Genomic DNA, 24,676 nt, shown 5'->3' on the forward strand with positions numbered 1-24,676 from the left:
AGCGCCGCGCGGGCGGCGCTCGATCTCATAGGCGCTGCATTCCTTTCGCCATACCCATGACAGCCCTCACGCTATCCAATGGCATCACCAGCAAACCCCACAATCAGGTCTATGCTTGAACCAGCACAGCAGCAAGGACCGCCCATGCCTCGTCCAAGCCCCCTGATCATCCTCCCCCACTGGCTCGGCCAATGGTCAATCGCTTCATCAGCCAGTCATCGCTCAATCGATAAAGCATTGACCCAGAGCGGTGCAAGCGGCGCTGGAAGCTGCTAGAACACGAGCAATTCGCATTTGCAAGTATGGGGAGTCGCCAGATGAACTTTATAAGGTGCAGAACAGCCCAATTAAAAGGCATCAGGCCAAATGATATTAATTATCATTACGAAACTTGTAATTCGTTACCAGTCGCAAGAAACATAATTAACAAATCCGCACGCAATGCCCGAATCTCAAGGCTTTCAGCCAGTTACGAGCGGATTTTGTACTTAATCCTACGAATAAATTTGCAACGGAAATTTTACTTGCACCGGGTTTACCCATAAAATCAGCGCGATTGATTCAGCTGCGACATTTGGTCACTGCATGTGCGACACCAAGTCGCCGCTCTACACTTATTTCAGACTGCAGAGCTGGGTCTCTGTATAAGGATCTCTAGCATGTCCGATTCGGCAGGACTCATCGCCCACAACTGGGGCTTTGCCATCTTCCTCCTGGGTGTCGTCGGCCTGTGCGCCTTCATGCTCGGCCTGTCCAGCCTGCTCGGTAGCAAGGCCTGGGGCCGCGCCAAGAACGAACCCTTCGAATCCGGCATGCTGCCCGTCGGCAGCGCTCGCCTGCGCCTGTCCGCCAAATTCTATCTGGTCGCGATGCTGTTCGTGATCTTCGATATCGAAGCCCTCTTTCTCTTTGCATGGTCTGTGTCCGTCCGCGAAAGCGGCTGGACCGGATTCGTCGAAGCACTCGTTTTCATAGCAATTCTGTTGGCTGGTCTTGTCTACCTATGGCGCGTCGGGGCACTTGATTGGGCTCCCGAAGGTCGCCGCAAGCGGCAAGCGAAGCTGAAACAATGAGGCTTTGGCATGCAATACAATCTCACCAGAATCGATCCGGATGCGCCCAACGAGCAGTACCCGGTCGGTGAACGGGAAACCGTCACCGATCAACTGCTAGAGGACCAGGTCCACAAGAACATCTTCATGGGCAAGCTTGAAGATGTGCTGCGTGGCGCGGTCAACTGGGGTCGCAAGAACTCCCTCTGGCCGTACAACTTCGGCCTGTCCTGCTGCTACGTGGAAATGACCACGGCCTTCACGGCACCCCACGACATCGCCCGCTTCGGCGCCGAAGTCATCCGGGCCTCGCCGCGTCAGGCCGACTTCATGGTCATTGCCGGTACCTGCTTCGTCAAAATGGCGCCGATCATCCAGCGCCTGTACGAGCAGATGCTCGAACCGAAATGGGTCATCTCGATGGGTTCGTGCGCCAACTCCGGCGGCATGTACGACATCTACTCGGTCGTTCAGGGGGTCGACAAGTTCCTCCCCGTGGACGTCTATGTGCCTGGCTGCCCGCCACGCCCTGAGGCTTTCCTGCAAGGCTTGATGCTGCTGCAGGAGTCGATCGGCCAAGAACGACGCCCGCTTTCCTGGGTTGTTGGTGATCAAGGTATTTACCGTGCCGAGATGCCAGCCCAGAAAGACCTGCGTCGTGAGCAGCGCATTGCAGTCACCAACCTGCGCAGCCCCGACGAAGTCTGATCCAGCGACCTGCCGCCCGCTCCCCTGGAGCCGGCGGCCTGGCTTCATTCTTAACGTTGACCCAAAGCGACCGAGACCATGACAGCGGACAACGCTATTTTCATTCCGCCCTACAAGGCTGACGACCAGGATGTGGTCGTCGAACTGCACAACCGTTTTGGCGCCGAAGCATTCGTCGCCCAGGAAACCCGCACCGGCATGCCCGTGCTGTGGGTCAAGCGCGCCCAGCTCAAAGAGGTGCTCAGCTTCCTGCGCGGTGTCGCCAAGCCGTACAGCATGCTGTACGACCTGCACGGCGTCGACGAACGCCTGCGTACCCAGCGCCGCGGCCTGCCAGCCGCCGACTTCAGCGTGTTCTACCACCTGCTGTCGATCGAGCGTAACAGCGACGTGATGATCAAGGTGTCGCTCAGCGAAGGCGACCTCAACCTGCCATCCGTGACCAGCATCTGGCCGAACGCCAACTGGTACGAGCGCGAAGTCTGGGACATGTTCGGCATCGACTTTGCCGGCCACCCGCACCTCAGCCGCATCATGATGCCGCCGACCTGGGAAGGCCACCCGCTGCGCAAGGACTACCCGGCCCGCGCCACCGAGTTCGACCCCTACAGCCTGACCCTGGCCAAGCAGCAGCTCGAAGAGGAATCGGCGCGCTTCAACCCGGAAGCCTGGGGCATGAAGCGTCAGGGTGCCAACGAGGACTACATGTTCCTCAACCTTGGCCCCAACCACCCTTCGGCGCACGGTGCCTTCCGTATCGTCCTGCAGCTGGACGGTGAAGAGATCGTCGACTGCGTACCGGACATCGGTTACCACCACCGTGGCGCCGAGAAAATGGCCGAGCGCCAGTCCTGGCACAGCTTCATCCCCTACACCGACCGTATCGACTACCTCGGCGGGGTGATGAACAACCTGCCGTACGTGCTCGCGGTCGAGAAGCTGGCCGGCATCCAGGTGCCGCAGAAGGTCGACGTGATCCGCATCATGCTGGCCGAGTTCTTCCGCATCACCAGCCACCTGCTGTTCCTGGGTACCTACATCCAGGACGTCGGCGCCATGACCCCGGTGTTCTTCACCTTCACCGACCGCCAGCGCGCCTACACCGTGATCGAAGCGATCACCGGTTTCCGCCTGCACCCGGCCTGGTACCGCATCGGTGGCGTCGCCCACGACCTGCCGCGCGGCTGGGACAAGCTGGTCAAGGACTTCGTCGAATGGCTGCCCAAGCGCCTCGACGAGTATGAAAAGGCCGCCCTGCAGAACAGCATCCTCAAGGGCCGTACCATTGGCGTTGCCGCGTACAACACCAAGGAAGCCCTGGCCTGGGGTACCACCGGTGCCGGCCTGCGTGCCACCGGTTGCGACTTCGACCTGCGTAAAGCCCGCCCCTACTCCGGCTACGAGAACTTCGAGTTCGAAGTGCCGCTGGCCCACAACGGCGATGCCTACGATCGCTGCATGGTCCGCGTCGAGGAGATGCGCCAGAGTATCCGCATCATCGACCAGTGCCTGCGCAACATGCCGGAAGGCCCGTACAAGGCGGATCACCCGCTGACCACGCCGCCGCCGAAAGAGCGCACCCTGCAGCACATCGAGACCCTGATCACCCACTTCCTGCAAGTCTCGTGGGGCCCGGTCATGCCGGCCAACGAGTCGTTCCAGATGATCGAGGCGACCAAGGGCATCAACAGTTACTACCTGACGAGCGATGGCGGCACCATGAGCTACCGCACCCGGATCCGTACCCCGAGCTACCCGCACCTGCAGCAGATCCCTTCGGTGATCAAAGGCAGCATGGTCGCCGACCTCATTGCGTACCTGGGCAGTATCGACTTCGTTATGGCTGACGTGGACCGCTAAGCATGAACAGCACGCTTATCCAGACAGACCGTTTCGCCCTAAGCGAAACCGAGCGCTCGGCCATCGAGCACGAAATGCATCACTACGAGGACCCGCGCGCGGCGTCCATCGAAGCCCTGAAGATCGTCCAGAAGGAACGCGGCTGGGTGCCGGACGGTGCCATCCACGCCATCGGCGAAGTGCTGGGCATCCCAGCCAGCGACGTCGAGGGTGTAGCCACCTTCTACAGCCAGATCTTCCGTCAGCCGGTCGGCCGCCACATCATCCGCGTGTGCGACAGCATGGTCTGCTACATCGGCGGCCACGAGTCGGTGGTCAGCCAGATCCAGAGCGAGCTGGGCATCGGCCTTGGCCAGACCACCGCCGACGGCCGCTTCACCCTGCTGCCAGTGTGCTGCCTGGGCAACTGCGACAAGGCCCCGGCGCTGATGATCGACGACGACACCTTTGGCGACGTACAGCCAGCTGGCGTTTCCAAACTGCTGGAGGGTTACGTATGACCATTACTTCCTTCGGCCCGGCCAACCGCATCGCGCGTTCGGCCGAAACCCACCCGCTGACCTGGCGCCTGCGTGATGACGGCGAGCCGGTATGGCTGGCCGAGTACGAGTCGAAGAACGGCTATGCCGCTGCGCGCAAGGCGCTGGCGCAAATGTCCACCGACGACATCGTGCAAAGCGTCAAGGACTCCGGCCTCAAGGGCCGTGGCGGCGCCGGCTTCCCCACTGGCGTGAAGTGGGGCCTGATGCCCAAAGACGAATCCATGAACATCCGCTACCTGCTGTGCAACGCGGACGAAATGGAGCCCAACACCTGGAAGGACCGCATGCTGATGGAGCAACAGCCCCATCTGCTGGTCGAGGGCATGTTGATCAGCGCCCGCGCCCTGAAGGCCTACCGTGGCTACATCTTCCTGCGTGGCGAATACACCACCGCCGCGAAAAACCTCAACCGCGCCATTGATGAAGCCAAGGCCGCAGGCCTGCTGGGCAAGAACATCCTCGGCTCGGGCTTCGACTTCGAGCTGTTCGTGCACACCGGTGCCGGCCGCTACATCTGCGGTGAAGAAACCGCGCTGATCAACTCGCTGGAAGGCCGCCGCGCCAACCCGCGCTCCAAGCCGCCCTTCCCTGCTGCCGTCGGCGTGTGGGGCAAGCCGACTTGCGTGAACAACGTCGAAACCCTGTGCAACGTGCCAGCCATCGTCGCCAACGGCAACGACTGGTACAAGTCGCTGGCCCGCGAAGGCAGCGAAGACCATGGCACCAAGCTGATGGGCTTCTCCGGCAAGGTGAAGAACCCGGGACTGTGGGAACTGCCATTCGGCGTCACCGCCCGCGAGCTGTTCGAAGACTACGCCGGTGGCATGCGTGACGGCTTCAAGCTCAAGTGCTGGCAGCCAGGCGGCGCCGGTACCGGCTTCCTGCTGCCCGAGCACCTCGACGCGCAGATGTACGCCGGTGGCATCGCCAAGGTCGGCACCCGTATGGGTACGGGCCTTGCCATGGCGGTCGACGACAGCATCAACATGGTTTCGCTGCTGCGCAACATGGAAGAGTTCTTCGCCCGCGAGTCGTGCGGCTGGTGCACCCCATGCCGCGACGGCCTGCCGTGGAGCGTGAAGATGCTGCGCGCGCTGGAGAAAGGCCAGGGCCGCGCCGAAGACATCGAGACGCTGCTGGGGCTGGTCAACTTCCTCGGCCCAGGCCGTACCTTCTGTGCTCACGCACCGGGTGCCGTCGAGCCGCTGGGCAGTGCCATCAAATACTTCCGCTCGGAGTTCGAGGCCGGTGTGGCGCCTGAAAGCGCTGGCACCCTGCGCCCGAACCTGGCGAAGCCGATTGTGGTCGGCGCATAAAAAGATAGAACGCGGGTGGTCCGTGCCACCCGCCAGCCCGCAGGCAGGCCCGAATGACTCGTGGCGTGCCGCAGGCTCACCGATTTCCATTAGCCACGCCCGCTCACGCGGGCCAACGAAGAACTTTGAACCATGGCCACTATCCACGTAGACGGCAAAGCGCTCGAAGTCAACGGTGCAGACAACCTGTTACAGGCGTGTCTGTCGCTCGGCCTCGACATCCCTTATTTCTGCTGGCACCCGGCGCTTGGTAGCGTTGGCGCCTGCCGGCAGTGCGCGGTCAAGCAGTACACCGACGAGAACGACACCCGTGGTCGTATCGTCATGTCCTGCATGACCCCTGCCTCCGACGGCACCTGGATCTCCATCGACGATGAAGAGTCCAAGGCGTTCCGCGCCAGCGTCGTCGAATGGCTGATGACCAACCACCCGCACGACTGCCCGGTGTGCGAGGAAGGCGGTCACTGCCACCTGCAGGACATGACGGTAATGACCGGCCACAACGAGCGCCGCTACCGTTTCACCAAGCGTACCCACCAGAACCAGGACCTCGGCCCGTTCATCGCCCATGAGATGAACCGCTGCATCGCCTGCTACCGCTGCGTGCGCTACTACAAGGACTACGCCGGCGGTACCGACCTGGGCGTATACGGCGCCCACGACAACGTGTACTTCGGTCGCGTCGAAGACGGCGTGCTGGAAAGCGAATTCTCCGGCAACCTGACCGAGGTCTGCCCGACCGGCGTGTTCACCGACAAGACCCACTCCGAGCGCTACAACCGCAAGTGGGACATGCAGTTCGCGCCAAGCATCTGCCACGGCTGCTCCAGCGGCTGCAACATCAGCCCGGGCGAGCGCTACGGCGAACTGCGCCGCATCGAAAACCGCTTCAACGGTTCGGTCAACCAGTACTTCCTGTGCGACCGCGGCCGCTTCGGCTACGGCTACGTCAACCGCAAGGACCGCCCACGCCAGCCACACCTGGCCGACGGCACCAAGCTGGGCCTGGACGCCGCCCTGGACAAGGCCGCCGACATGCTGCGCGGCCGCACCATCGTCGGTATCGGTTCGCCACGCGCCAGCCTCGAAAGCAACTACGGCCTGCGTGAGCTGGTCGGTGCCGAGTACTTCTACTCGGGCATGGAAGCCGGCGAACTGGCCCGCGTGCGCCTGGCCCTGAACGTGCTGAACAACAGCCCGCTGCCGGTGCCGACCCTGCGCGACATCGAAGACCACGACGCTGTGTTCGTGCTCGGTGAAGACCTGACCCAGACCGCTGCCCGCGTCGCCCTGGCCGTGCGCCAGGCCACCAAGGGCAAGGCCGAGGCCATGGCCGAAGCGATGAAAGTGCAGCCGTGGCTGGACGCTGCGGTGAAGAACATCGGCCAGCACGCGCTGTACCCGCTGTTCATCGCTTCGCTGGCTGAAACCAAGCTGGACGACGTTGCCGAAGAGTGTGTGCACGCAGCCCCAGCAGACCTGGCGCGTATCGGTTTCGCCGTGGCCCACGCCATCGACCCGAGCGCACCCGCTGTTGCCGGCCTGGACGACGAAGCCAAGGCCCTGGCCCAGCGCATCGCCGACGCCCTGGTCGCCGCCAAGCGCCCGCTGGTGGTCGCCGGCACCTCGCTGGCCGACCCGGCACTGATCGAAGCCGCCGCCAACATCGCCAAGGCCCTGAAGCTGCGCGAGAAGAACGGTTCGCTGAGCCTGGTGGTGCCTGAGGCCAACAGCATCGGCCTGGCCATGCTCGGTGGCGAGTCGGTCGATGCCGCGCTGGACGCAGTCATCAGCGGCAAGGCCGACGCCATCGTCGTGCTGGAAAACGACCTGTACGCCCGTGTACCAGCCGCCAAGGTCGACGCTGCCCTGGCCGCGGCAAAGGTGGTGATCGTTGCCGACCACTCCAAGACCCCGACTGTCGACCGCGCCCACCTGGTGCTGCCGGCGGCCTCGTTCGCCGAAGGCGACGGTACCCTGGTCAGCCAGGAAGGCCGTGCCCAGCGCTTCTTCCAGGTGTTCGACCCGCAGTACCTGGACAGCAGCATCCAGATCCACGAAGGCTGGCGCTGGATGCACGCCCTGCGTGCCACCCTGCTGAACAAGCCGGTCGACTGGACCCAGCTGGACCACGTCACCAGCGCCTGCGCCGAAGCCGCCCCACAACTGGCCGGCATCGTCAACGCCGCACCAAGCGCCGCGTTCCGCATCAAGGGCATGAAACTGGCCCGTGAGCCGCTGCGCTACTCCGGCCGCACCGCCATGCGCGCCAACATCAGCGTGCACGAGCCACGTACCCCGCAAGACAAGGACACCGCGTTCGCCTTCTCCATGGAAGGCTACTCGGGTTCGGCCGAACCGCGCCAGCAAGTGCCGTTCGCCTGGTCGCCGGGCTGGAACTCGCCGCAAGCCTGGAACAAGTTCCAGGACGAGGTCGGTGGCCACCTGCGTGCCGGTGACCCAGGCGTGCGCCTGATCGAATCGCAAGGCGATCGCCTGAACTGGTTCAACACCATTCCGGGGGCCTTCAACCCGGCCCGTGGCACCTGGACCGCCGTGCCGTTCTTCCACCTGTTCGGCAGCGAAGAAAACTCCTCGCGCGCCGCCCCGGTACAAGAGCGCATCCCGGCTGCCTACGTAGCCCTGGCCAAGTCCGAAGCCGACCGCCTGGGTGTCAACGATGGTGCCCTGCTGAGCCTGAACGTTGCCGGTGTGGCCCTGCGCCTGCCGCTGCGCATCAATGAAGAGCTGGGCGCTGGCCTGGTCGCGTTGCCGAAAGGCCTGGCCGGCATCCCGCCTGCCATCTTCGGTGCATCCGTCGAAGGTCTGCAGGAGGCAGCACAATGAGCTGGTTCACCCCCGAAGTGATCGATGTGATCCTCACCGTGCTGCGGGCCATCGTGGTCCTGCTGGCGGTGGTGGTCTGCGGCGCGCTGCTCAGCTTCGTCGAGCGCCGCCTGCTGGGCTGGTGGCAGGACCGTTACGGTCCGAACCGCGTCGGCCCGTTCGGCATGTTCCAGATCGCTGCCGACATGCTGAAGATGTTCTTCAAGGAAGACTGGAACCCGCCCTTCGTCGACCGCATGATCTTCACCCTGGCGCCGGTAGTGGCCATGAGCGCCCTGCTGATCGCCTTCGTGGTCATCCCGATCACCCCGACCTGGGGCGTCGCCGACCTGAACATCGGCCTGCTGTTCTTCTTCGCCATGGCCGGCCTGTCGGTCTACGCAGTGCTGTTCGCCGGCTGGTCGTCGAACAACAAGTACGCCCTGCTGGGCAGCTTGCGTGCCTCGGCACAGACCGTGTCGTACGAAGTGTTCCTGGGCCTGGCGCTGATGGGCGTGGTGGTGCAGGTGGGCTCGTTCAACATGCGCGACATCGTCGAGTACCAGGCGCAGAACCTGTGGTTCATCATTCCGCAGTTCTTCGGCTTCTGTACCTTCTTCATCGCTGGCGTCGCCGTGACTCACCGTCACCCGTTCGACCAGCCGGAAGCGGAACAGGAACTGGCCGACGGCTACCACATCGAGTATGCCGGCATGAAATGGGGCATGTTCTTCGTCGGTGAGTACATCGGCATCATCCTCATCTCGGCGCTGCTGGTAACCCTGTTCTTCGGCGGCTGGCACGGCCCGTTCGGCATCCTGCCGCAACTGTCGTTCCTGTGGTTCGCCCTGAAGACCGCGTTCTTCATCATGCTGTTCATCCTGCTGCGCGCCTCCATTCCGCGCCCACGCTATGACCAGGTGATGGACTTCAGCTGGAAGTTCTGCCTGCCGCTGACCCTGATCAATTTGCTGGTGACCGCTGCGATCGTGCTTTACAACACGCCAGCCGTCGCGGCCCAGTGAGGATTTGACCCATGTTCAAGTATATCGGCGACATCGTTAAGGGCACCGGCACACAGCTGCGCAGCCTGGCCATGGTGTTCTCCCACGGGTTCCGCAAGCGCGACACCCTGCAGTACCCCGAAGAACCCGTGTACCTGCCGCCGCGCTACCGCGGCCGCATCGTCCTCACCCGCGACCCCGATGGCGAGGAGCGCTGTGTAGCGTGCAACCTCTGCGCGGTGGCCTGCCCGGTTGGCTGCATCTCGCTGCAGAAGGCCGAGACCGAGGACGGCCGCTGGTACCCGGAGTTCTTCCGCATCAACTTCTCGCGCTGCATCTTCTGCGGCCTGTGTGAAGAAGCGTGCCCGACCACCGCGATCCAGCTGACTCCGGATTTCGAAATGGCCGAGTTCAAGCGTCAGGACCTGGTGTACGAGAAAGAAGATCTGCTGATCTCCGGCCCCGGCAAGAACCCTGACTACAACTTCTACCGTGTTGCGGGTATGGCGATCGCTGGCAAGCCGAAAGGCTCTGCACAGAACGAAGCCGAGCCGATCAACGTGAAGAGCTTGCTCCCATAAGGACAGAAAGATGGAATTCGCTTTCTACTTCGCATCCGGGATCGCCGTGGTCTCCACCCTTCGGGTGGTGACCGGCACCAACCCCGTGCACGCCTTGCTTTACCTGATCATTTCGCTGATTTCCGTGGCCATGATCTTCTTCGCCCTGGGTGCGCCGTTCGCCGGCGCCCTGGAAGTGATCGCCTACGCCGGCGCCATCATGGTGCTGTTCGTGTTCGTGGTGATGATGCTCAACCTCGGGCCGGCTTCGGTCGCCCAGGAACGCGGCTGGCTCAAGCCCGGTATCTGGGCGGGGCCGGTGATCCTTGCCGCCCTGCTGCTGCTGGAGCTGCTGTACGTGCTGTTCGTCACCCCGAGTGGCGCCGGCATCAGCGGTACCACCGTGGGCCCGAAAGAAGTGGGCATCAGCCTGTTCGGCCCGTACCTGCTGGTGGTCGAACTGGCTTCGATGCTGCTGCTGGCTGCGGCCGTCACTGCCTTCCACCTGGGCCGCAACGAGGCGAAGGAGTAAATCATGGGTGCTATCCCTCTCGAGCATGGTCTGGCGGTCGCCGGCATCCTGTTCTGCTTAGGTCTGGTCGGCCTGATGGTCCGCCGCAACATCCTCTTCGTGCTCATGAGCCTGGAAGTCATGATGAACGCCGCCGCCCTGGCGTTCGTCGTCGCCGGCGCCCGTTGGGTCCAGCCCGACGGCCAGGTGATGTTCATTCTGGTGATCAGCCTGGCAGCCGCCGAGGCCAGTATTGGCCTGGCCATCCTGCTGCAGCTGTATCGCCGCTTCCACACTCTCGACATCGATGCTGCCAGTGAGATGCGCGGATGAACCTTCTCTTCCTGACTTTCGTCTTCCCCCTCGTCGGCTTCCTGCTGCTGTCGTTCTCGCGCGGGCGGTTCTCGGAGAACCTGTCCGCCCTGATCGGCGTCGGCTCGGTGGGCCTCTCGGCCGCCGTAGCCGCCTACGTCATCTGGCAGTTCAACGTCGCCCCGCCTGAAGGCGGCGCGTACAGCCAGCTGCTGTGGCAGTGGATGTCGGTGGACGGCTTCGCGCCGAACTTCACCCTGTACCTGGACGGCCTGTCGGTCACCATGCTCGGCGTGGTCACCGGTGTCGGCTTCCTGATCCACCTGTTCGCGTCCTGGTACATGCGTGGCGAAGCCGGCTACTCGCGCTTCTTCTCGTACACCAACCTGTTCATCGCCAGCATGCTGTTCCTGATCCTCGGCGATAACCTGCTGTTCATCTACTTCGGCTGGGAAGGCGTGGGCCTGTGCTCGTACCTGTTGATCGGTTTCTACTACAGCAACCGCAACAACGGTAACGCGGCACTCAAGGCGTTCATCGTCACCCGCATCGGCGACGTGTTCATGGCCATCGGCCTGTTCATACTGTTCGCCCAGCTCGGTACCCTGAACGTGCAGGAACTGCTGGTGCTGGCACCGCAGAAGTTCCAGGCTGGCGACACCTGGATGGTACTGGCTACGCTGATGCTGCTGGGCGGTGCGGTCGGTAAATCGGCCCAGCTGCCACTGCAGACCTGGCTGGCTGACGCGATGGCTGGTCCAACCCCGGTTTCGGCACTGATCCACGCCGCAACCATGGTGACCGCGGGCGTGTACCTGATCGCCCGTACCAACGGCCTGTTCCTGCTGGCGCCGGACATCCTGCATCTTGTGGGCGTGGTCGGCGGTGTCACGCTTGTTCTTGCCGGCTTCGCCGCGCTGGTACAAACCGACATCAAGCGTATCCTCGCCTACTCGACCATGAGCCAGATCGGCTACATGTTCCTGGCCCTGGGCGTTGGCGCCTGGGACGCGGCGATCTTCCACCTGATGACCCACGCCTTCTTCAAGGCCCTGCTGTTCCTTGCCTCCGGTGCGGTGATCGTTGCCTGCCACCACGAGCAGAACATCTTCAAGATGGGCGGCCTGTGGAAGAAACTGCCTCTGGCCTACGCCAGCTTCGTGGTCGGTGGCGCTGCCCTGGCCGCCCTGCCGATCGTGACCGTGGGCTTCTACTCCAAGGACGAGATCCTCTGGGAAGCCTTCGCCAGCGGCAACACCGGCCTGCTGTACGCCGGCCTGGTCGGTGCGTTCATGACCTCGCTGTACACCTTCCGCCTGATCTTCATCGCCTTCCACGGCGAAGCCAAGACCGAAGCCCATGCTGGCCACGGCATCAGCCACTGGCTGCCGCTGGGCGTGTTGATCGTGCTGTCGACCTTCGTCGGCGCCTGGATCACCCCGCCGCTGGCAGGCGTGCTGCCGGAAAGCGCCGGCCACGCCGGTGGCGAAGCCAAGCACGCGCTGGAGATCACCTCCGGTGCCATCGCCATCGCCGGTATCCTGCTGTCGGCCCTGCTGTTCCTGGGCAAGCGCCGCTTCGTCAGCGCGGTCGCCAACAGCGGCATCGGTCGTGTCCTGTCGGCCTGGTGGTTCGCCGCCTGGGGCTTCGACTGGATCTACGACAAGCTCTTCGTCAAACCGTACCTGCTGATCAGCCACATCCTGCGCAAGGACCCGGTTGACCGCAGCATCGGCCTGATCCCTCGGATGGCGCGTGGCGGCCACGTCGCCATGAGCAAGACCGAGACTGGCCAGCTGCGCTGGTACACCGCCTCTATCGCCGTGGGTGCCGTGCTGGTGCTCGGTGCCGTGGTAGTGGCTGCGGTATGACTATGAATCTTGCGACTTTGCCAAAGGAAACCAACCCGTCATGATTTTGCCTTGGCTGATCCTGATCCCCTTCATCGGCGGCTTCCTGTGCTGGCTGGGTGAGCGCTTCGGCGCCACCCTGCCGCGCTGGATCGCGCTGCTGACCATGTCCCTGCTGCTTGGCATTGGCCTGTTCCTGTGGGCTGACGGCAACTACACCCTCGCCCCCGCCCCGGGCGCCGAACCGGCCTGGGCCCTGGAATACAAAGTCCAGTGGATCCAGCGCTTCGGCATCAGCATCCACCTGGCCCTCGACGGCCTGTCGCTGCTGATGATCCTGCTCACCGGCCTGCTCGGTGTGCTGTCGGTGCTGTGCTCCTGGAAAGAGATCCAGCGTCACGTCGGCTTCTTCCACCTCAACCTGATGTGGATCCTCGGCGGCGTGGTCGGTGTGTTCCTGGCCCTGGACCTGTTCCTGTTCTTCTTCTTCTGGGAAATGATGCTGGTGCCGATGTACTTCCTCATCGCGCTCTGGGGTCACAGCTCGGCAGACGGCAAGAAGACCCGGATCTACGCGGCGACCAAGTTCTTCATCTTCACCCAGGCCAGCGGCCTGATCATGCTGGTGGCGATCCTGGGCCTGGTGCTGGTCAACTACAACACCACCGGCGTGCTCACCTTCAACTACAGCGACCTGCTCAAGGCCGAGCTGCCAGCGGGCGTGGAGTACGTGCTGATGCTGGGCTTCTTCATCGCCTTCGCGGTGAAGCTGCCGGTGGTGCCATTCCACTCCTGGCTGCCTGACGCTCACGCCCAGGCACCGACCGCAGGCTCCGTGGACCTGGCCGGTATCTTGCTGAAGACTGCGGCCTACGGCCTGCTGCGCTTCGCCTTGCCGCTGTTCCCGAACGCCTCGGCAGAGTTCGCGCCAATCGCCATGACCCTGGGCCTGATCGGTATCTTCTACGGTGCCTTCCTGGCCTTCGCGCAAACCGACATCAAGCGCCTGGTCGCGTTCTCCAGCGTCTCGCACATGGGCTTCGTGCTGATCGGAATCTACTCCGGCAGCCAGCAGGCCTTGCAAGGCGCGGTGATCCAGATGCTGGCCCACGGCCTGTCGGCTGCCGCGCTGTTCATCCTGGCCGGTCAGCTGTACGAGCGCCTGCACACCCGTGACATGCGTCAGATGGGTGGCCTGTGGCACCGCATCGCCTACCTGCCGGCCATCAGCCTGTTCTTCGCCGCCGCATCGCTGGGCCTGCCAGGTACCGGCAACTTCGTCGGCGAGTTCCTGATCCTGATCGGCAGCTTCGTGCATGTACCATGGATCACCGTGATCGCCACCACCGGCCTGGTATTCGGTTCGGTCTACTCGCTGATCATGATCCACCGCGCCTACTTCGGCCCGGCCAAGACCGACACCGTGCTGGCCGGCATGGACGGTCGCGAGCTGGTCATGGTGCTGGGCCTGGCGGTACTGCTGATCCTGCTGGGCGTGTATCCGCAGCCGTTCCTCGACACCTCTGCCGCCACCATGAGTGGTGTGCAGCAGTGGCTCGGTTCCGCTTTCACTCAACTCGCTTCGGCCCGGTAAGAGCGCTATGGAATTCACCACTCAACACTTCATCGCATTGGCGCCGATGCTGATCACCACCATCACCACGGTGGTGGTGATGCTGGCGATCGCCTGGAAGCGCAACCACTCGCAGACCTTCCTGCTATCCACCGTGGGCCTCAACCTGGCCCTGCTGTCGATCCTGCCGGCGCTGAAGGTCGCGCCGCTGGCGGTTACCCCGCTGGTCACCATCGACAAGTTCGCCTGCCTGTACATGGCGATCATCCTGGTGGCGACGCTGGCCTGCGTCACCCTCGCCCACGCCTACCTCGGCGAAGGCTCCAAGGGCTTCCCGGGTAACCGTGAAGAGCTGTACCTGCTGCTGCTGATGTCGGCGCTCGGTGGCCTGGTGCTGGTCAGTGCCAACCACCTCGCCGGCCTGTTCATCGGCCTGGAGCTGCTGTCGGTACCGGTCTACGGCCTGGTGGCGTATGCCTTCTTCAACAAGCGCTCGCTGGAAGCCGGCATCAAGTACATGGTGCTGTCGGCCGCAGGCTCGGCCTTCCTGCTGTTCGGCATGGCCCTGCTGTACGCCGACGCCGGCAGCCTGAGCTTCGACCAGATCGGCAAGGCCCTGGCCGCCACCAGCATGCCAAGCCTGGTGGCCCAGCTGGGCCTGGGCATGATGCTGGTCGGCCTGGCCTTCAAGCTGTCGCTGGTACCGTTCCACCTGTGGACCCCGGACGTGTACGAAGGCGCCCCGGCGCCGGTCGCCGCGTTCCTGGCCACCGCCAGCAAGGTTGCGGTGTTCGCCGTGGTCGTGCGCCTGTTCATGCTCTCCCCTGCTGCCAGCAGCGGCGTGCTGAGCACCGTGCTGGCAGTGATCGCCGTGGCCTCGATCCTGATCGGTAACCTGCTGGCGCTGACCCAGAGCAACCTCAAGCGCCTGCTGGGTTACTCGTCCATCGCCCACTTCGGCTACCTGGTCATCGCCCTGGTCGCCAGCAAGGGCCTGGCCCTGGAAGCCATGGGCGTGTACTTGGTCACCTACGTGATCACCAGCCTGGGCGCCTTCGGTGTCATCACCCTGATGTCCTCGCCTTACGGCGGCCGTGATGCCGATGCACTGTACGAGTACCGCGGCCTGTTCTGGCGCCGTCCGTACCTGACCGCGGTACTGACCGTGATGATGCTGTCGCTGGCGGGTATCCCGCTGACCGCCGGCTTCATCGGCAAGTTCTACATCATCGCCACTGGCGTCGAGTCGCACCTGTGGTGGCTGGTCGGTGCCCTGGTGATCGGTAGCGCCATCGGCGTGTACTACTACCTGCGCGTCATGGTCACCCTGTACCTGGTCGAACCGAACCTGCGTCGCCACGACGCCCCGCTGAAGTGGGAACAGCGCACCGGCGGCGTCATGCTGCTGGCCATCGCCATTCTCGCCTTCGTGCTCGGCGTGTACCCGCAACCACTGCTGGAGCTGGTCCAGCAAGCGGGCCTGCAACTGATCGGCTGATCACTCCGGTAAAACCAAACACCCCGCACATGCGGGGTGTTTTTTTATCTGCGTGTATTGTTATCTGCACCCAATGGCGCCTCATTCACCAGAGAGGCCCTGGCCAGCACCAGGCAATGCTGCCTTGCGCAAATCACCGTTGGCCGAAGGCAGGTACACTTCCGGGTTGGGCATCCCGCTAGGGGAGAGTTCATGGGTCATTTCGAATTCGGCACGCACTGACCAGCCACACGCCTCAGTGGTGCATTGCAAATAGGCTATCCGCAGAAAAATATGGCGCCCTTCACTGGTGCGTATGCGCATCCGGCTGTGGCAATGCGGGCAAACCAGCTTGTAAGTACTCACGGCAAGTACCTGCAAGCATTGTCCAGACCAGCAGGCTGCGGGAATGTTCGTTCAGTTTTGTCAGTATTGGCTGCAAATGTGGGTGTATTCTTCAGTTTGATGTTTCTCATTGCAGAAATGCTCCTTAAAACGCAGGGCTGTATTCATAACGAGTAGTTTAAGCCCATGGAATATCATTAAACCAGTCATGGATATTTGTTATGAGTACTCACGTACTTGCTGCGGTGCTTACCCGCCTTAAGCTTCTGACCGGCGCCCAATCTGATGCCGACCTGTCCCGTGCGCTGTCGGTCAGCCCGCAGACGCTGAGCAGTTGGAAGATGCGCGACAGCATCCCATACTCACTTTGCATAGAAATAGCCAAGCAACATGCATGCTCACTGGACTGGCTGTTGCTGGGCGAAGCGGCGCAGCACCCCGTATGCAAAGGCGATACGGGCTGGGAAGGCGACATGCTCGAGCGGCTACGCACCTTGTCGCCTACCGATCGCCAGGCCATCCTGCTGCTCATCAAGGACAAGCAGCGCATCCAGCAGCTGGAACGGCAATTGGGCGAGCTGGCCCACCACCTGCCCAATGCGGCCAGGGGCTAACCCCGTCGGCGCCAGCGCTGGATGATTTCGCGTGGGTCCAGCGTATCCAGCCAGACCATGACTTTGAGGCTGATGGGGATCACCACCACGGCCGCCACGAATGCCGCCATGCCCCTGCTCAGCAACGGCAGCAGCGATGTAACCAAGGGCTCGAACAGGTGACCGACACCCACGGTCACGAACACCAGCAGCAGCTTCTTGCCCAGCGTCAGGCGCTTGGCCGTATTGGTGATCAAGCGGTCACGCGCCGCACTCACCAGCAAAGCCCCCAACAGCGCGGCGAACAGGACATTGCCATCCACGCCCAACAGTTCCACCAGTGCCAGGGCCAAGCTGTCAAATAGAGATTCCCCAGGCATGGGCAGCCCTCCGGCGTGAAGTGGACAGGTAGGCGGTCGAGCCCAGGCTGTAGAGGATCGCGGCTTCGACAAAGCGGATGTAGCACACTCGCAATGCACGCCCATGGTCATGCCCGGCCACATCCTCAAGGCGCTTGTAGCCCCGCTCTCGCAACACCTTGCGCCAGCAGGCGAATTCGCGTGCCGCGGCGATGGCGGCGCAGCGTGCGGCCACTTCCAGAGCAGCTTCACTGACAGGCCACTGCAGTTTCAGGCGCTCACGCAAGCTGCCTATGTCCACCCGCGGCCAGAAAGGGTCATGGCAATCGGCAAAGCGCGCAAGCAGAGGATCGTTGCTCATGCATCACCCCCTCACTGCTCGGCCAGCATGCCGTAGCGAATGGCCTTGATCACCGCCGCTACACGGGTAGGCACATCGAACTTGCGCAGGATGTTGGACACGTGGAAGTTCACCGTCGACTCCTTGCACTCCAGGATCCGGCCAATTTCCCACGAGCTCTTGCCGTAGGCGCACCACAACAGGACTTGCCGTTCACGTGGTGTCAGGCGAACCGGGGCGTCCGCCGGGGGTTGCTGCGGGTGTCGTGCGTTGTCAGTCATGTTTGAACTCCGCGAGTGATTGAGAGAGGCATCGCTACCGATCTGCAGTCACCTTACGAAGCGCATGCCCCCGCCTCCACTGCGGGGGCTTGTAAAGAACTTTCGTACAAAACCGTCTGACGAAGGTTGCGCAAGATTTGCTGATTTTCTTCGTGCTCCAAGCGGCATTTCGCTCGTCTCAACGCCGTTGTCCATTCGCCTTTCGCCTGGAGTCGTACAATGCGTTCCGTTTTCCCCCTCTCGTCCTGCCTTGGGCTGCTGGCTGCCTTCGGTGCCACCCAGCCCGCCTTGGCGGCATCTTCGGTCGAACTGGGCCAGGTGCTGATCACCGATGAGGAGCAGAACGACCTGACGGCGGCCAGTGAACGCCTGCGTGCAGTACCAGGCGCGAGCAACCTGGTGGACATGCAGCGCGTAGGGCAAGGACGGGTGGCCAGCAACCAGGACGTGCTGGCCTACCAACCCGGCGTGTTCGCCCAATCGGCGGGCAACGACGGCATCAAGCTGTCGATCCGCGGCTCGGGCATCAACCGCGCGCCAGGGGCACACGGCTCCGGGGTGTACACGATGTTCGACGGCTTGCCCCTGACCGGCCCGGGTGGTACGCCCTACGAGCTGTTCGAGCCACTGTGGCTGAGCCGTGCCGAAGTGCTGCGCGGCGCCAATGGCTTCGACCAGGGTGCCTTGGCCCTGGGCGGTGCGATCAACTACGTCACCCACACCGGCTACGATGCGGCGCCGCTGCAGGTGCGCTACGAAGTCGGCAGCCGAGGCTACCAGCACCGGCACATCAGCTCGGGGCAGGTACTGGGCAACCTCGACTACTACGTGGCCCTGACCGATTCGGAATATGACGGCTACCAGGCGCACAGCAGCGGCAGCTCGAAGGGTATTGCCGCCAACGTCGGCTACCGCTTCAACCCGAACCTGGAAACCCGCTTCTACCTGCGCTACCGGGAAACCGAGAACGAACTGGCCGGGCGCCTGACCAAGGAGCAGATCAAGCACCACCCCCGCGCAGCCAACCCGGCCTACCTGGCCCGCGACGACAGTCGCCCGCAACCGGGCAGCACCTGGGTAGGCAACAAGACCACCTTCTATCTCGACGACGATGCGCGCCTGGAAGCCGGCCTGGTCTATCACGACTACCCGATGGACCTACGCGAAGGTCCGATGCGCCTGAAGGTGGCCTACACCGATGTCAGCGGCACGCTGAATTATTTCCGCCGCGACTCCCTGTTCGGCCATGAGAGCAAGACCACGGTCGGCTGGCGCACCACCAAACATCTGCCCAACAGCGGTGCTTCGCAGTTCAACCGCAATGGAGATGTGTTCGGTGAGCGCAGCCGCGACTTCACGTACCAGGGTTCGGACACGGTGCTGCATGTCGGCAATGACCTGGAACTGATCCCGGACCTGTGGCTGACCACCGGTTTGGCGATGATCTATACCCGCCGTGAAAGTGACGTCACCTACCCTGCCGCGGGCGGCAAGGTCAGCATGCATGACTGGGACTATGCGCCACGCCTGGGGCTGCGCTACGACATCCGTCCGGACCTGCAGGTCTACGGCAACCTGAGCCGCTCGGTCGAGCCGCCACATCCGTGGTCGCTGATCTGGAGCGCGCCCAGCGTAGGCGGCAAGCAGATCCAGCCCATCGAGATGCAAAACCAGACCGCCACCACCCTGGAGCTGGGTGCTCGTGGCGACTCGGCGTTCGGCCGCTGGGACCTGACCTGGTACTACTCGCAGGTGCGCCACGAACTGCTGGCCGTGGAAGTGGTGCCGAACTTCACCTCGGAATTCAACGCCAGCGCCACCGTGCACCAGGGCGTGGAGGCCGGCCTCGACAGCACCCTGTGGGAGCGTGCCGGCACTGGCAGGCTCAGCCTGCGCCAGGCCTACACCTTCAGTGACTTCCACTACCGTGATGACGACAAGTTCGGCGACAACCGCCTGCCCGGCATCCCCATGCACTACTACCAGGCCGAGCTGCGTTACGACTGGCCAAACGGCTTCTATACCGGGCTGAACACGCAGATGGCCTCGAAGGTGCAGGTGGACTATGCCAACAGCTATCACGCCGATGCCTACGCCGTGCTCGGCGCGCGCCTGGGCTGGGACTCACCGAAGCAGGACTGGCAAACCTGGCTGGACCTGCGCAACCTGACCAACAAGCGTTATGCGGCGACGGTGACACCGGCTTACAACGATGCCGGCAACGACAATGCCCGTTCGACGCCAGGCGAAGGGTTTGGTGTTTACGCCGGGGTTTCCTATAGCTTCCGCTAACACGGTCGTTGTGGGAGCGGCCTTGTGTCGCGAAAGGGCCGCAACGCGGCCCCGACATTTTTTGCATTAACGCTGAAATCCTGGGGCCGCATTGCGGCCCTTTCGCGACACAAGGCCGCTCCCACAGAGGGCTGTGTAACCCTGCGAGATTTGTTCAAGGCAATCAAACCGCCCTGTTCAACTTCACCCACGAAGCGAACTTATCGATGAACCCCTGCAAGAACGGCCGGGTCTTGTCGTTGAGCTTGCCCGAGTCCTCGAACAGGCTCGCCGCACCACCAATGTAGGCCTCGGGCATCTGCATGCATGGCATGTCCAGGAACACCAGCGACTGGCGCACGGCATGGTTGGCGCCAAAGCCACCAATGGCCCCCGGCGATACACTCACCACCGCCGCCGGCTTGCCACTCCAGGCACTTTGCCCATACGGCCGCGAGCCCACATCGATGGCGTTCTTCAGACAGCCCGGCACTGAACGGTTGTATTCCGGCGTGACGAACAGCACCGCATCACTGCGGCGGATCTCCTCGCGAAAACGCTTCCAGGCCTCCGGCGCTGCCTCGGCCTCGACATCCTCGTTGTACAACGGCAAATCGCCGATCTCGACGATTTTCAGGGCAAGACTGGACGGCGCCAGCTCCGAAAGTGCGCGGGCTACCTTGCGGTTGTAGGACTCCTTGCGCAAGCTACCGACGACAACCGCTACCGAATACACCTGGCTCATGGCAATTTCCAACCTTTGCTGGGTAAAGGGACGTTGTAGTTATAGATGACCGTTTCTCGGCGTTTTGGTTTTTTTTCCAGCGATCGAAAACTTCCGGCGTTGTTCGACGGTCTATGACTTCAGACATTTCCTACGTAATTCAGAGGTTTCCACCCAAATGGCAGCAGTAATGGTCGGCCAATTCCACGCCCGTGACGCCGAAGGCCGCATCTACCCCGTGCATGAGTTCCAGGAGTCCACCCTGCAATTCGACGGCAGCACGCTGGGCGCCCCCATCACCACCTACCGCCTGGCCATCGGCGACAAGGTCAACCACCTGGGTGAAAACCGTTTCGAACTGGCACACAGCGGCGTCGAGATCACGCGCATTCCGTGATGCAATCCACCGTGTAGCGGCCACTTTCATTCTGCAGGCCGTGCACGTCGGCGACAAAACCCGGGAAGCCCTGGTTGAACGCCCGGGCAAATGCCAGGTAGTCGAGTATCGAGCGGGTCGCCTCGGTGAACCGCTCCCCCGGCATGATCAACGGGATGCCAGGCGGGTACGGCACCAGCATCACCGCCGCCACACGCCCCAGCAGTGCCTCGATCGGCACCGCCTCCACCTCGCCACGGACCATCAGGTCATAGGCCTGGGCTGGGCTGACTGCCACTTCCGGCAAACGCGTGAACAGCCGTTTCAGCTGCTTGGCCGTGGCATTGGCGCGGTAGCAGCCATGCAACTGATCGCACAGATCGCGCAGCCCCATCCCCTGATAGCGTGCGGCATCGGCCGCCACCACACTCGGCAGGCAGCTGCTCAGGGCGGTATTGCCATCATAGTGGCGCTTGAACTCCAGCAACTCGGTGAGCAAGGTGCTCCACTTGCCCTTGGTGATACCCATGGAGAACAGCACCAGGAAGCTGTACAGGCCGGTTTTCTCCACCACCAGCCCGCGCTCCCAGAGAAACTTGCTGACCACTGCCGCCGGGATGCCACGCTCACCCAGTACACCACCCACGTTCAGGCCCGGCATCACCAAGGTCACCTTCAGCGGATCGAGCAGCACGTAGTCATCCGCCACCTCGCCAAAGCCATGCCAGTCCGCGCCCGGTTGCAATAACCAGTCCTGCGCGGCCAGGCGGTGGATGCCCTCGGCTGTCGGCGGCTGCCAGATGCTGAACCACCAGTCGTCCGCGGCGATGTGTTCACGCAGGTTGGCCAGGGCGCGGCGAAAGCTCAGCGCCTCGTCGAACATTTCTTGCAGCAGCGAACGCCCGGCCGGCCCCTCCATCATGGTCGAGGCCACATCCAGCGAGGCGAGGATGCTGTACTGCGGCGACGTCGAGATATGCATCATGAACGCTTCGTTGAAGCGGTCGCGGTCCAGCTGGCGCCTGGCCCCGTCCTGCACATGGATCATCGAGGCCTGGCTGAATGCGGCCAGCAGCTTGTGGGTGGAATGGGTGCTGAACACCAGCGGGCTGTCTGCCGCGCAGGCAGTGCCCATGGCATAGCGCCCGGTGAAGAAGTCGTGGAACGCCGCATAGGCGAACCAGGCCTCGTCGAAGTGCAGCACTTCGACACTGGCGCCCAGGGTTTGCTTGATCAGCCCCGCGTGGTAGCACAGCCCGTCATAGGTGGAGTTGGTCACCACCGCCAGTTTGATACGTTGCCCGCGATCACGGGCAAGGGGGTTGGCCTGGATCTTCGCCTGGATCGCCTCGGGGCTGAATTCGCTGAGCGGGATCGGCCCGATGATGCCCAGCTCGTTGCGCTCGGGGCACAGGTACAGCGGAATGGCGCCGGTCATGATGATCGCGTGCACCACCGACTTGTGGCAGTTGCGGTCCACCAGCACCAGGTCGTCGCGGCCGACCATGGCATGCCAGACGATCTTGTTGGCCGTGGAAGTGCCGTTGATCACGAAGAAGGTATGATCGGCGCCGAAGTTGCGTGCAGCCCTGGCTTCGGCCTCGGCCAGCGGGCCGGTGTGGTCGAGCAGCGAGCCCAGCTCCGGCACGGAAACGGACAGGTCCGAGCGCAGGGTGTTTTCCCCGAAAAACTGGTGAAAAGCCTGGCCCACCGGGCTTTTGCGGTAGGCCACGCCACCGCCGTGGCCTGGGGTATGCCAGGAATAGTTGGACTGCGCGGTGTGCTGCACCAGGGCCTTGAAGAAGGGTGGCAGCAGGCCGTCGAGGTAGCTATGTGCGGCACGCGCCACCTGGCGGGCGAGAAACGGCACGGTGTCTTCGAACAGGTAGAGGATGCCGCGCAGTTGGTTGAGCTCGCTCATGGCCTCGGCGGGGGCGTTTTCCAGGGTCACCTGCTCGCCCAGGGCGAAGATCGGCAGGTTGGGTGCGCGCAAGCGGGCCAGGCCGATCAGCTCGGCCATGTTCTGCAGCAGGTGGGTATTCTCGCCGACGCCTTCGGCGGCAATCAGCATGCAGGCCAGGCCATGGTGGGTGGTGGCGACCAGGCGTGCTTCGGCATGGTCGGCGGCCTTGATGATGGCGAAGCCGTCCTGGCTCAATTCCTCGGCGATACCGCGCACGCGCTCACCAGCGACGCTGTCGGCCTTGATGGCGCGGTGGACAATGAGGATGGGGAACTTGAGGTCCTTGTACATCAGGTGGCTACCTCCGAAGGACATGGCGTCCATTTCAGGGTAGTAGAACCTGTGTTGTCAGTGCTGGCCCTATCGCCGGCAAGCCAGCTCCCACCTCGACCGCGTTGATCTCAGGCCTTGTGTAATCCCTGTGGGAGCAACTGTCTTGTATTGCCTGGACTGGCCCCATCGCCGGCAAGCCGGCGCCCACAGGTACTGCACAGGGCTTGAGGCCTATGCGGTCGAGGTGGGAGCTGGCTTGCCGGCGATAGGGCCAGCACAGGCTATGAATCAGCTGGCAGGAGCCTCGGTCAAGGCCTGCCACATCGAAGGCCCACCCGCCGACTTGGCAATCGCCGCCAAACGCTCGGCATGCGCCTCAAGCTCCTCGGCACTGGCCATGATCACCCGTCCAGGCGTACGCCCGACGATCCGGCGGATCTCGCTGCCGCCACTGCCCTGGCCTTCATTTTCGGCCTCTGCCCCATGCCCAGCCAGCGACAGGCTGGTCTGGCCACCGGTCATCGCCAGGTAGACGTCGGCCAGCAGTTCCGAGTCGAGCAGTGCGCCGTGCAGTTCACGGCCCGAGTTGTCGATGTCGTAGCGTTTGCACAGCGCATCCAGGCTGTTGCGCTGCCCCGGGTGGCGCGAGCGCGCCAGCAGCAGGGTGTCGAGGATGGTGCAGTGCTGCGAAACATCGGCGCGGTCTTGCTGGCCCAACAAGGCGAATTCGTTGTTGATGAAGCCAACGTCGAACGCCGCATTGTGGATGACCAGCGTGGCGCCCTGGATGAATTCGAAGAACTCCTCGGCCACATCAGCGAAGCGTGGTTTGCCGACCAGGAAGGCATCAGTGATACCGTGGACGTTGATCGCGCCCTCGTCACTCTCGCGGTCCGGCTGCAGGTAAACGTGGAAGTGTCGCCCGGTCAGGCGTCGGCCGATGACTTCGACACAGCCGATCTCGATGATCCGGTGGCCTTCGCTGACCGGCATACCCGTCGTTTCGGTATCGAGAATGACGAACCGCTTATCTTGCTGCTGCTCCACGCGGGGCGCTCCAACTTGCATCAGTTACAAAGGCCGGAATTGTACCCCAGCTCAACGCTGGGTGCGTACTTCGTCCACGCCACGGTTGGCCAACTGGTCGGCGCGCTCGTTGCCGGGGTGGCCGATATGGCCGCGCACCCACTTCCAGGTCACCTTGTGCCGGTTGACCTGTTCATCGAGCTGCTGCCACAGGTCGGCGTTCTTCACCGGTTCCTTGGCCGCCGTCTTCCAGCCGCGCTTCTTCCAGTTGACCATCCATTCGTTGATACCCTTCATCACGTACTGCGAGTCAGTGGTCAGCACCACTTCGCACTCACGCTTGAGCGACATCAAACCCCGGATTGCGGCCATCAACTCCATGCGGTTGTTGGTGGTCTCACGTTCGCCGCCCCACAGTTCCTTCTCGACGCCCTTGTAGATCATCAGGACTCCCCAGCCACCCGGGCCAGGATTGCCCTTGCAGGCACCATCGGTAAACATTTCGACGCTATCGCTCATGTACCACTCTTGAAT

24 protein-coding genes are annotated in these 24,676 nt (G+C 63.0%); 16 read left to right on the plus strand and 8 right to left on the minus strand.

What is annotated here, in order from left to right; all coding sequences use genetic code 11:
* Window positions 1-659 precede the first annotated feature (659 nt).
* The 13 genes from TZ03_RS15865 to nuoN all read left to right on the plus strand — a co-directional run bounded on the left by TZ03_RS15865 (window position 660) and on the right by nuoN (window position 15,612).
* Window positions 660-1,073, plus strand: a complete 414-nt coding sequence (locus TZ03_RS15865) for an NADH-quinone oxidoreductase subunit A (protein WP_003251427.1) — start codon at window positions 660-662, stop codon at window positions 1,071-1,073.
* Window positions 1,074-1,082: 9 nt separating this feature from the next.
* Complete coding sequence (locus tag TZ03_RS15870; protein WP_003251429.1) at window positions 1,083-1,760, plus strand: NuoB/complex I 20 kDa subunit family protein; 678 nt, start codon at window positions 1,083-1,085, stop codon at window positions 1,758-1,760.
* A gap of 78 nt (window positions 1,761-1,838) precedes the next feature.
* A complete protein-coding gene (gene nuoC / locus TZ03_RS15875; protein ID WP_051098953.1) occupies window positions 1,839-3,620 on the plus strand; it encodes an NADH-quinone oxidoreductase subunit C/D in 1,782 nt (593 codons plus the stop codon).
* A gap of 2 nt (window positions 3,621-3,622) precedes the next feature.
* Complete coding sequence (gene nuoE / locus TZ03_RS15880) at window positions 3,623-4,120, plus strand: NADH-quinone oxidoreductase subunit NuoE (RefSeq protein ID WP_003251433.1); 498 nt, start codon at window positions 3,623-3,625, stop codon at window positions 4,118-4,120.
* Complete coding sequence (nuoF, locus tag TZ03_RS15885; protein WP_051098954.1) at window positions 4,117-5,478, plus strand: NADH-quinone oxidoreductase subunit NuoF; 1,362 nt, start codon at window positions 4,117-4,119, stop codon at window positions 5,476-5,478. Before nuoE ends, nuoF begins: the two co-directional genes overlap by 4 nt.
* A gap of 132 nt (window positions 5,479-5,610) precedes the next feature.
* The gene (gene nuoG / locus TZ03_RS15890; RefSeq protein WP_051098955.1) at window positions 5,611-8,325 is read left to right on the plus strand and encodes an NADH-quinone oxidoreductase subunit NuoG; all 2,715 of its coding nucleotides are present in this window, start codon (window positions 5,611-5,613) and stop codon (window positions 8,323-8,325) included.
* The gene (gene nuoH, locus TZ03_RS15895) at window positions 8,322-9,329 is read left to right on the plus strand and encodes an NADH-quinone oxidoreductase subunit NuoH (RefSeq protein ID WP_051098956.1); all 1,008 of its coding nucleotides are present in this window, start codon (window positions 8,322-8,324) and stop codon (window positions 9,327-9,329) included. Before nuoG ends, nuoH begins: the two co-directional genes overlap by 4 nt.
* Before the next feature lie 11 nt (window positions 9,330-9,340).
* A complete protein-coding gene (gene nuoI, locus TZ03_RS15900) occupies window positions 9,341-9,889 on the plus strand; it encodes an NADH-quinone oxidoreductase subunit NuoI (protein WP_003251442.1) in 549 nt (182 codons plus the stop codon).
* Window positions 9,890-9,899: 10 nt separating this feature from the next.
* Entirely contained in the window at window positions 9,900-10,400 is a 501-nt protein-coding gene (gene nuoJ / locus TZ03_RS15905; RefSeq protein ID WP_003261007.1) for an NADH-quinone oxidoreductase subunit J, read from the plus strand.
* Window positions 10,401-10,403: 3 nt separating this feature from the next.
* Window positions 10,404-10,712 carry an NADH-quinone oxidoreductase subunit NuoK gene (gene nuoK, locus TZ03_RS15910; protein WP_051098957.1) on the plus strand — a complete coding sequence of 103 codons (309 nt, stop codon included), beginning with the start codon at window positions 10,404-10,406 and terminating at the stop codon, window positions 10,710-10,712.
* Entirely contained in the window at window positions 10,709-12,562 is a 1,854-nt protein-coding gene (gene nuoL / locus TZ03_RS15915) for an NADH-quinone oxidoreductase subunit L (RefSeq protein WP_051098958.1), read from the plus strand. Before nuoK ends, nuoL begins: the two co-directional genes overlap by 4 nt.
* 40 nt (window positions 12,563-12,602) lie before the next feature.
* Entirely contained in the window at window positions 12,603-14,135 is a 1,533-nt protein-coding gene (gene nuoM, locus TZ03_RS15920) for an NADH-quinone oxidoreductase subunit M (protein WP_051098959.1), read from the plus strand.
* Between the two features lie 7 nt (window positions 14,136-14,142).
* Window positions 14,143-15,612 carry an NADH-quinone oxidoreductase subunit NuoN gene (nuoN, locus tag TZ03_RS15925; RefSeq protein WP_051098960.1) on the plus strand — a complete coding sequence of 490 codons (1,470 nt, stop codon included), beginning with the start codon at window positions 14,143-14,145 and terminating at the stop codon, window positions 15,610-15,612.
* A gap of 81 nt (window positions 15,613-15,693) precedes the next feature.
* Here nuoN and TZ03_RS15930 read toward each other — a convergent pair whose 3' ends face one another.
* Window positions 15,694-15,957, minus strand: coding sequence for an ogr/Delta-like zinc finger family protein (locus TZ03_RS15930; RefSeq protein WP_051098995.1), 264 nt, complete (start codon window positions 15,955-15,957; stop codon window positions 15,694-15,696).
* A 200-nt stretch (window positions 15,958-16,157) separates the two neighbouring features.
* On the opposite strand from TZ03_RS15930, the gene TZ03_RS15935 reads away from it, so the two are divergent.
* A complete protein-coding gene (locus TZ03_RS15935; RefSeq protein ID WP_051098961.1) occupies window positions 16,158-16,550 on the plus strand; it encodes a helix-turn-helix domain-containing protein in 393 nt (130 codons plus the stop codon).
* Here the strand turns inward: TZ03_RS15935 and TZ03_RS15940 are convergent.
* Genes TZ03_RS15940 through TZ03_RS15950 form a run of 3 tightly spaced genes read right to left on the minus strand, consistent with a single transcriptional unit; the run spans window position 16,547 to window position 17,509 of the window.
* Window positions 16,547-16,909, minus strand: coding sequence for a hypothetical protein (locus TZ03_RS15940; RefSeq protein ID WP_051098962.1), 363 nt, complete (start codon window positions 16,907-16,909; stop codon window positions 16,547-16,549). The two genes, TZ03_RS15935 and TZ03_RS15940, sit on opposite strands and share 4 nt — an antisense overlap.
* The gene (locus TZ03_RS15945) at window positions 16,887-17,249 is read right to left on the minus strand and encodes a head completion/stabilization protein (RefSeq protein ID WP_051098963.1); all 363 of its coding nucleotides are present in this window, start codon (window positions 17,247-17,249) and stop codon (window positions 16,887-16,889) included. Before TZ03_RS15945 ends, TZ03_RS15940 begins: the two co-directional genes overlap by 23 nt.
* A gap of 11 nt (window positions 17,250-17,260) precedes the next feature.
* On the minus strand, window positions 17,261-17,509 hold the full coding sequence (locus TZ03_RS15950; RefSeq protein WP_019470477.1) for a helix-turn-helix domain-containing protein: 249 nt from the start codon (window positions 17,507-17,509) through the stop codon (window positions 17,261-17,263).
* A 219-nt stretch (window positions 17,510-17,728) separates the two neighbouring features.
* Here TZ03_RS15950 and TZ03_RS15955 point away from each other — a divergent pair, with 219 nt between their 5' ends.
* The gene (locus TZ03_RS15955; protein WP_051098964.1) at window positions 17,729-19,801 is read left to right on the plus strand and encodes a TonB-dependent receptor family protein; all 2,073 of its coding nucleotides are present in this window, start codon (window positions 17,729-17,731) and stop codon (window positions 19,799-19,801) included.
* 163 nt (window positions 19,802-19,964) lie between these two features.
* On the opposite strand, the gene chrR is transcribed toward TZ03_RS15955, so the two are convergent.
* Window positions 19,965-20,525, minus strand: coding sequence for a class I chromate reductase ChrR (gene chrR, locus TZ03_RS15960; RefSeq protein ID WP_051098965.1), 561 nt, complete (start codon window positions 20,523-20,525; stop codon window positions 19,965-19,967).
* 157 nt (window positions 20,526-20,682) lie between these two features.
* Between chrR and TZ03_RS15965 the strand changes: the two genes are divergently transcribed.
* Complete coding sequence (locus TZ03_RS15965) at window positions 20,683-20,901, plus strand: hypothetical protein (protein WP_051098966.1); 219 nt, start codon at window positions 20,683-20,685, stop codon at window positions 20,899-20,901.
* Here the strand turns inward: TZ03_RS15965 and TZ03_RS15970 are convergent.
* The 3 genes from TZ03_RS15970 to rnhA form a co-directional block, all read right to left on the minus strand.
* A complete protein-coding gene (locus TZ03_RS15970) occupies window positions 20,885-23,134 on the minus strand; it encodes an Orn/Lys/Arg decarboxylase N-terminal domain-containing protein (protein WP_051098996.1) in 2,250 nt (749 codons plus the stop codon). The two genes, TZ03_RS15965 and TZ03_RS15970, sit on opposite strands and share 17 nt — an antisense overlap.
* Before the next feature lie 270 nt (window positions 23,135-23,404).
* Window positions 23,405-24,163 (minus strand): DNA polymerase III subunit epsilon, encoded by a 759-nt coding sequence (gene dnaQ / locus TZ03_RS15975; RefSeq protein WP_051098967.1) that lies wholly within the window; start codon window positions 24,161-24,163, stop codon window positions 23,405-23,407.
* Between the two features lie 51 nt (window positions 24,164-24,214).
* A complete protein-coding gene (gene rnhA, locus TZ03_RS15980) occupies window positions 24,215-24,661 on the minus strand; it encodes a ribonuclease HI (protein ID WP_051098968.1) in 447 nt (148 codons plus the stop codon).
* Window positions 24,662-24,676: the final 15 nt, after the last annotated feature.

It is taken from the genome of Pseudomonas sp. 10-1B (genome assembly GCF_000935045.1).
GTDB lineage: Bacteria > Pseudomonadota > Gammaproteobacteria > Pseudomonadales > Pseudomonadaceae > Aquipseudomonas.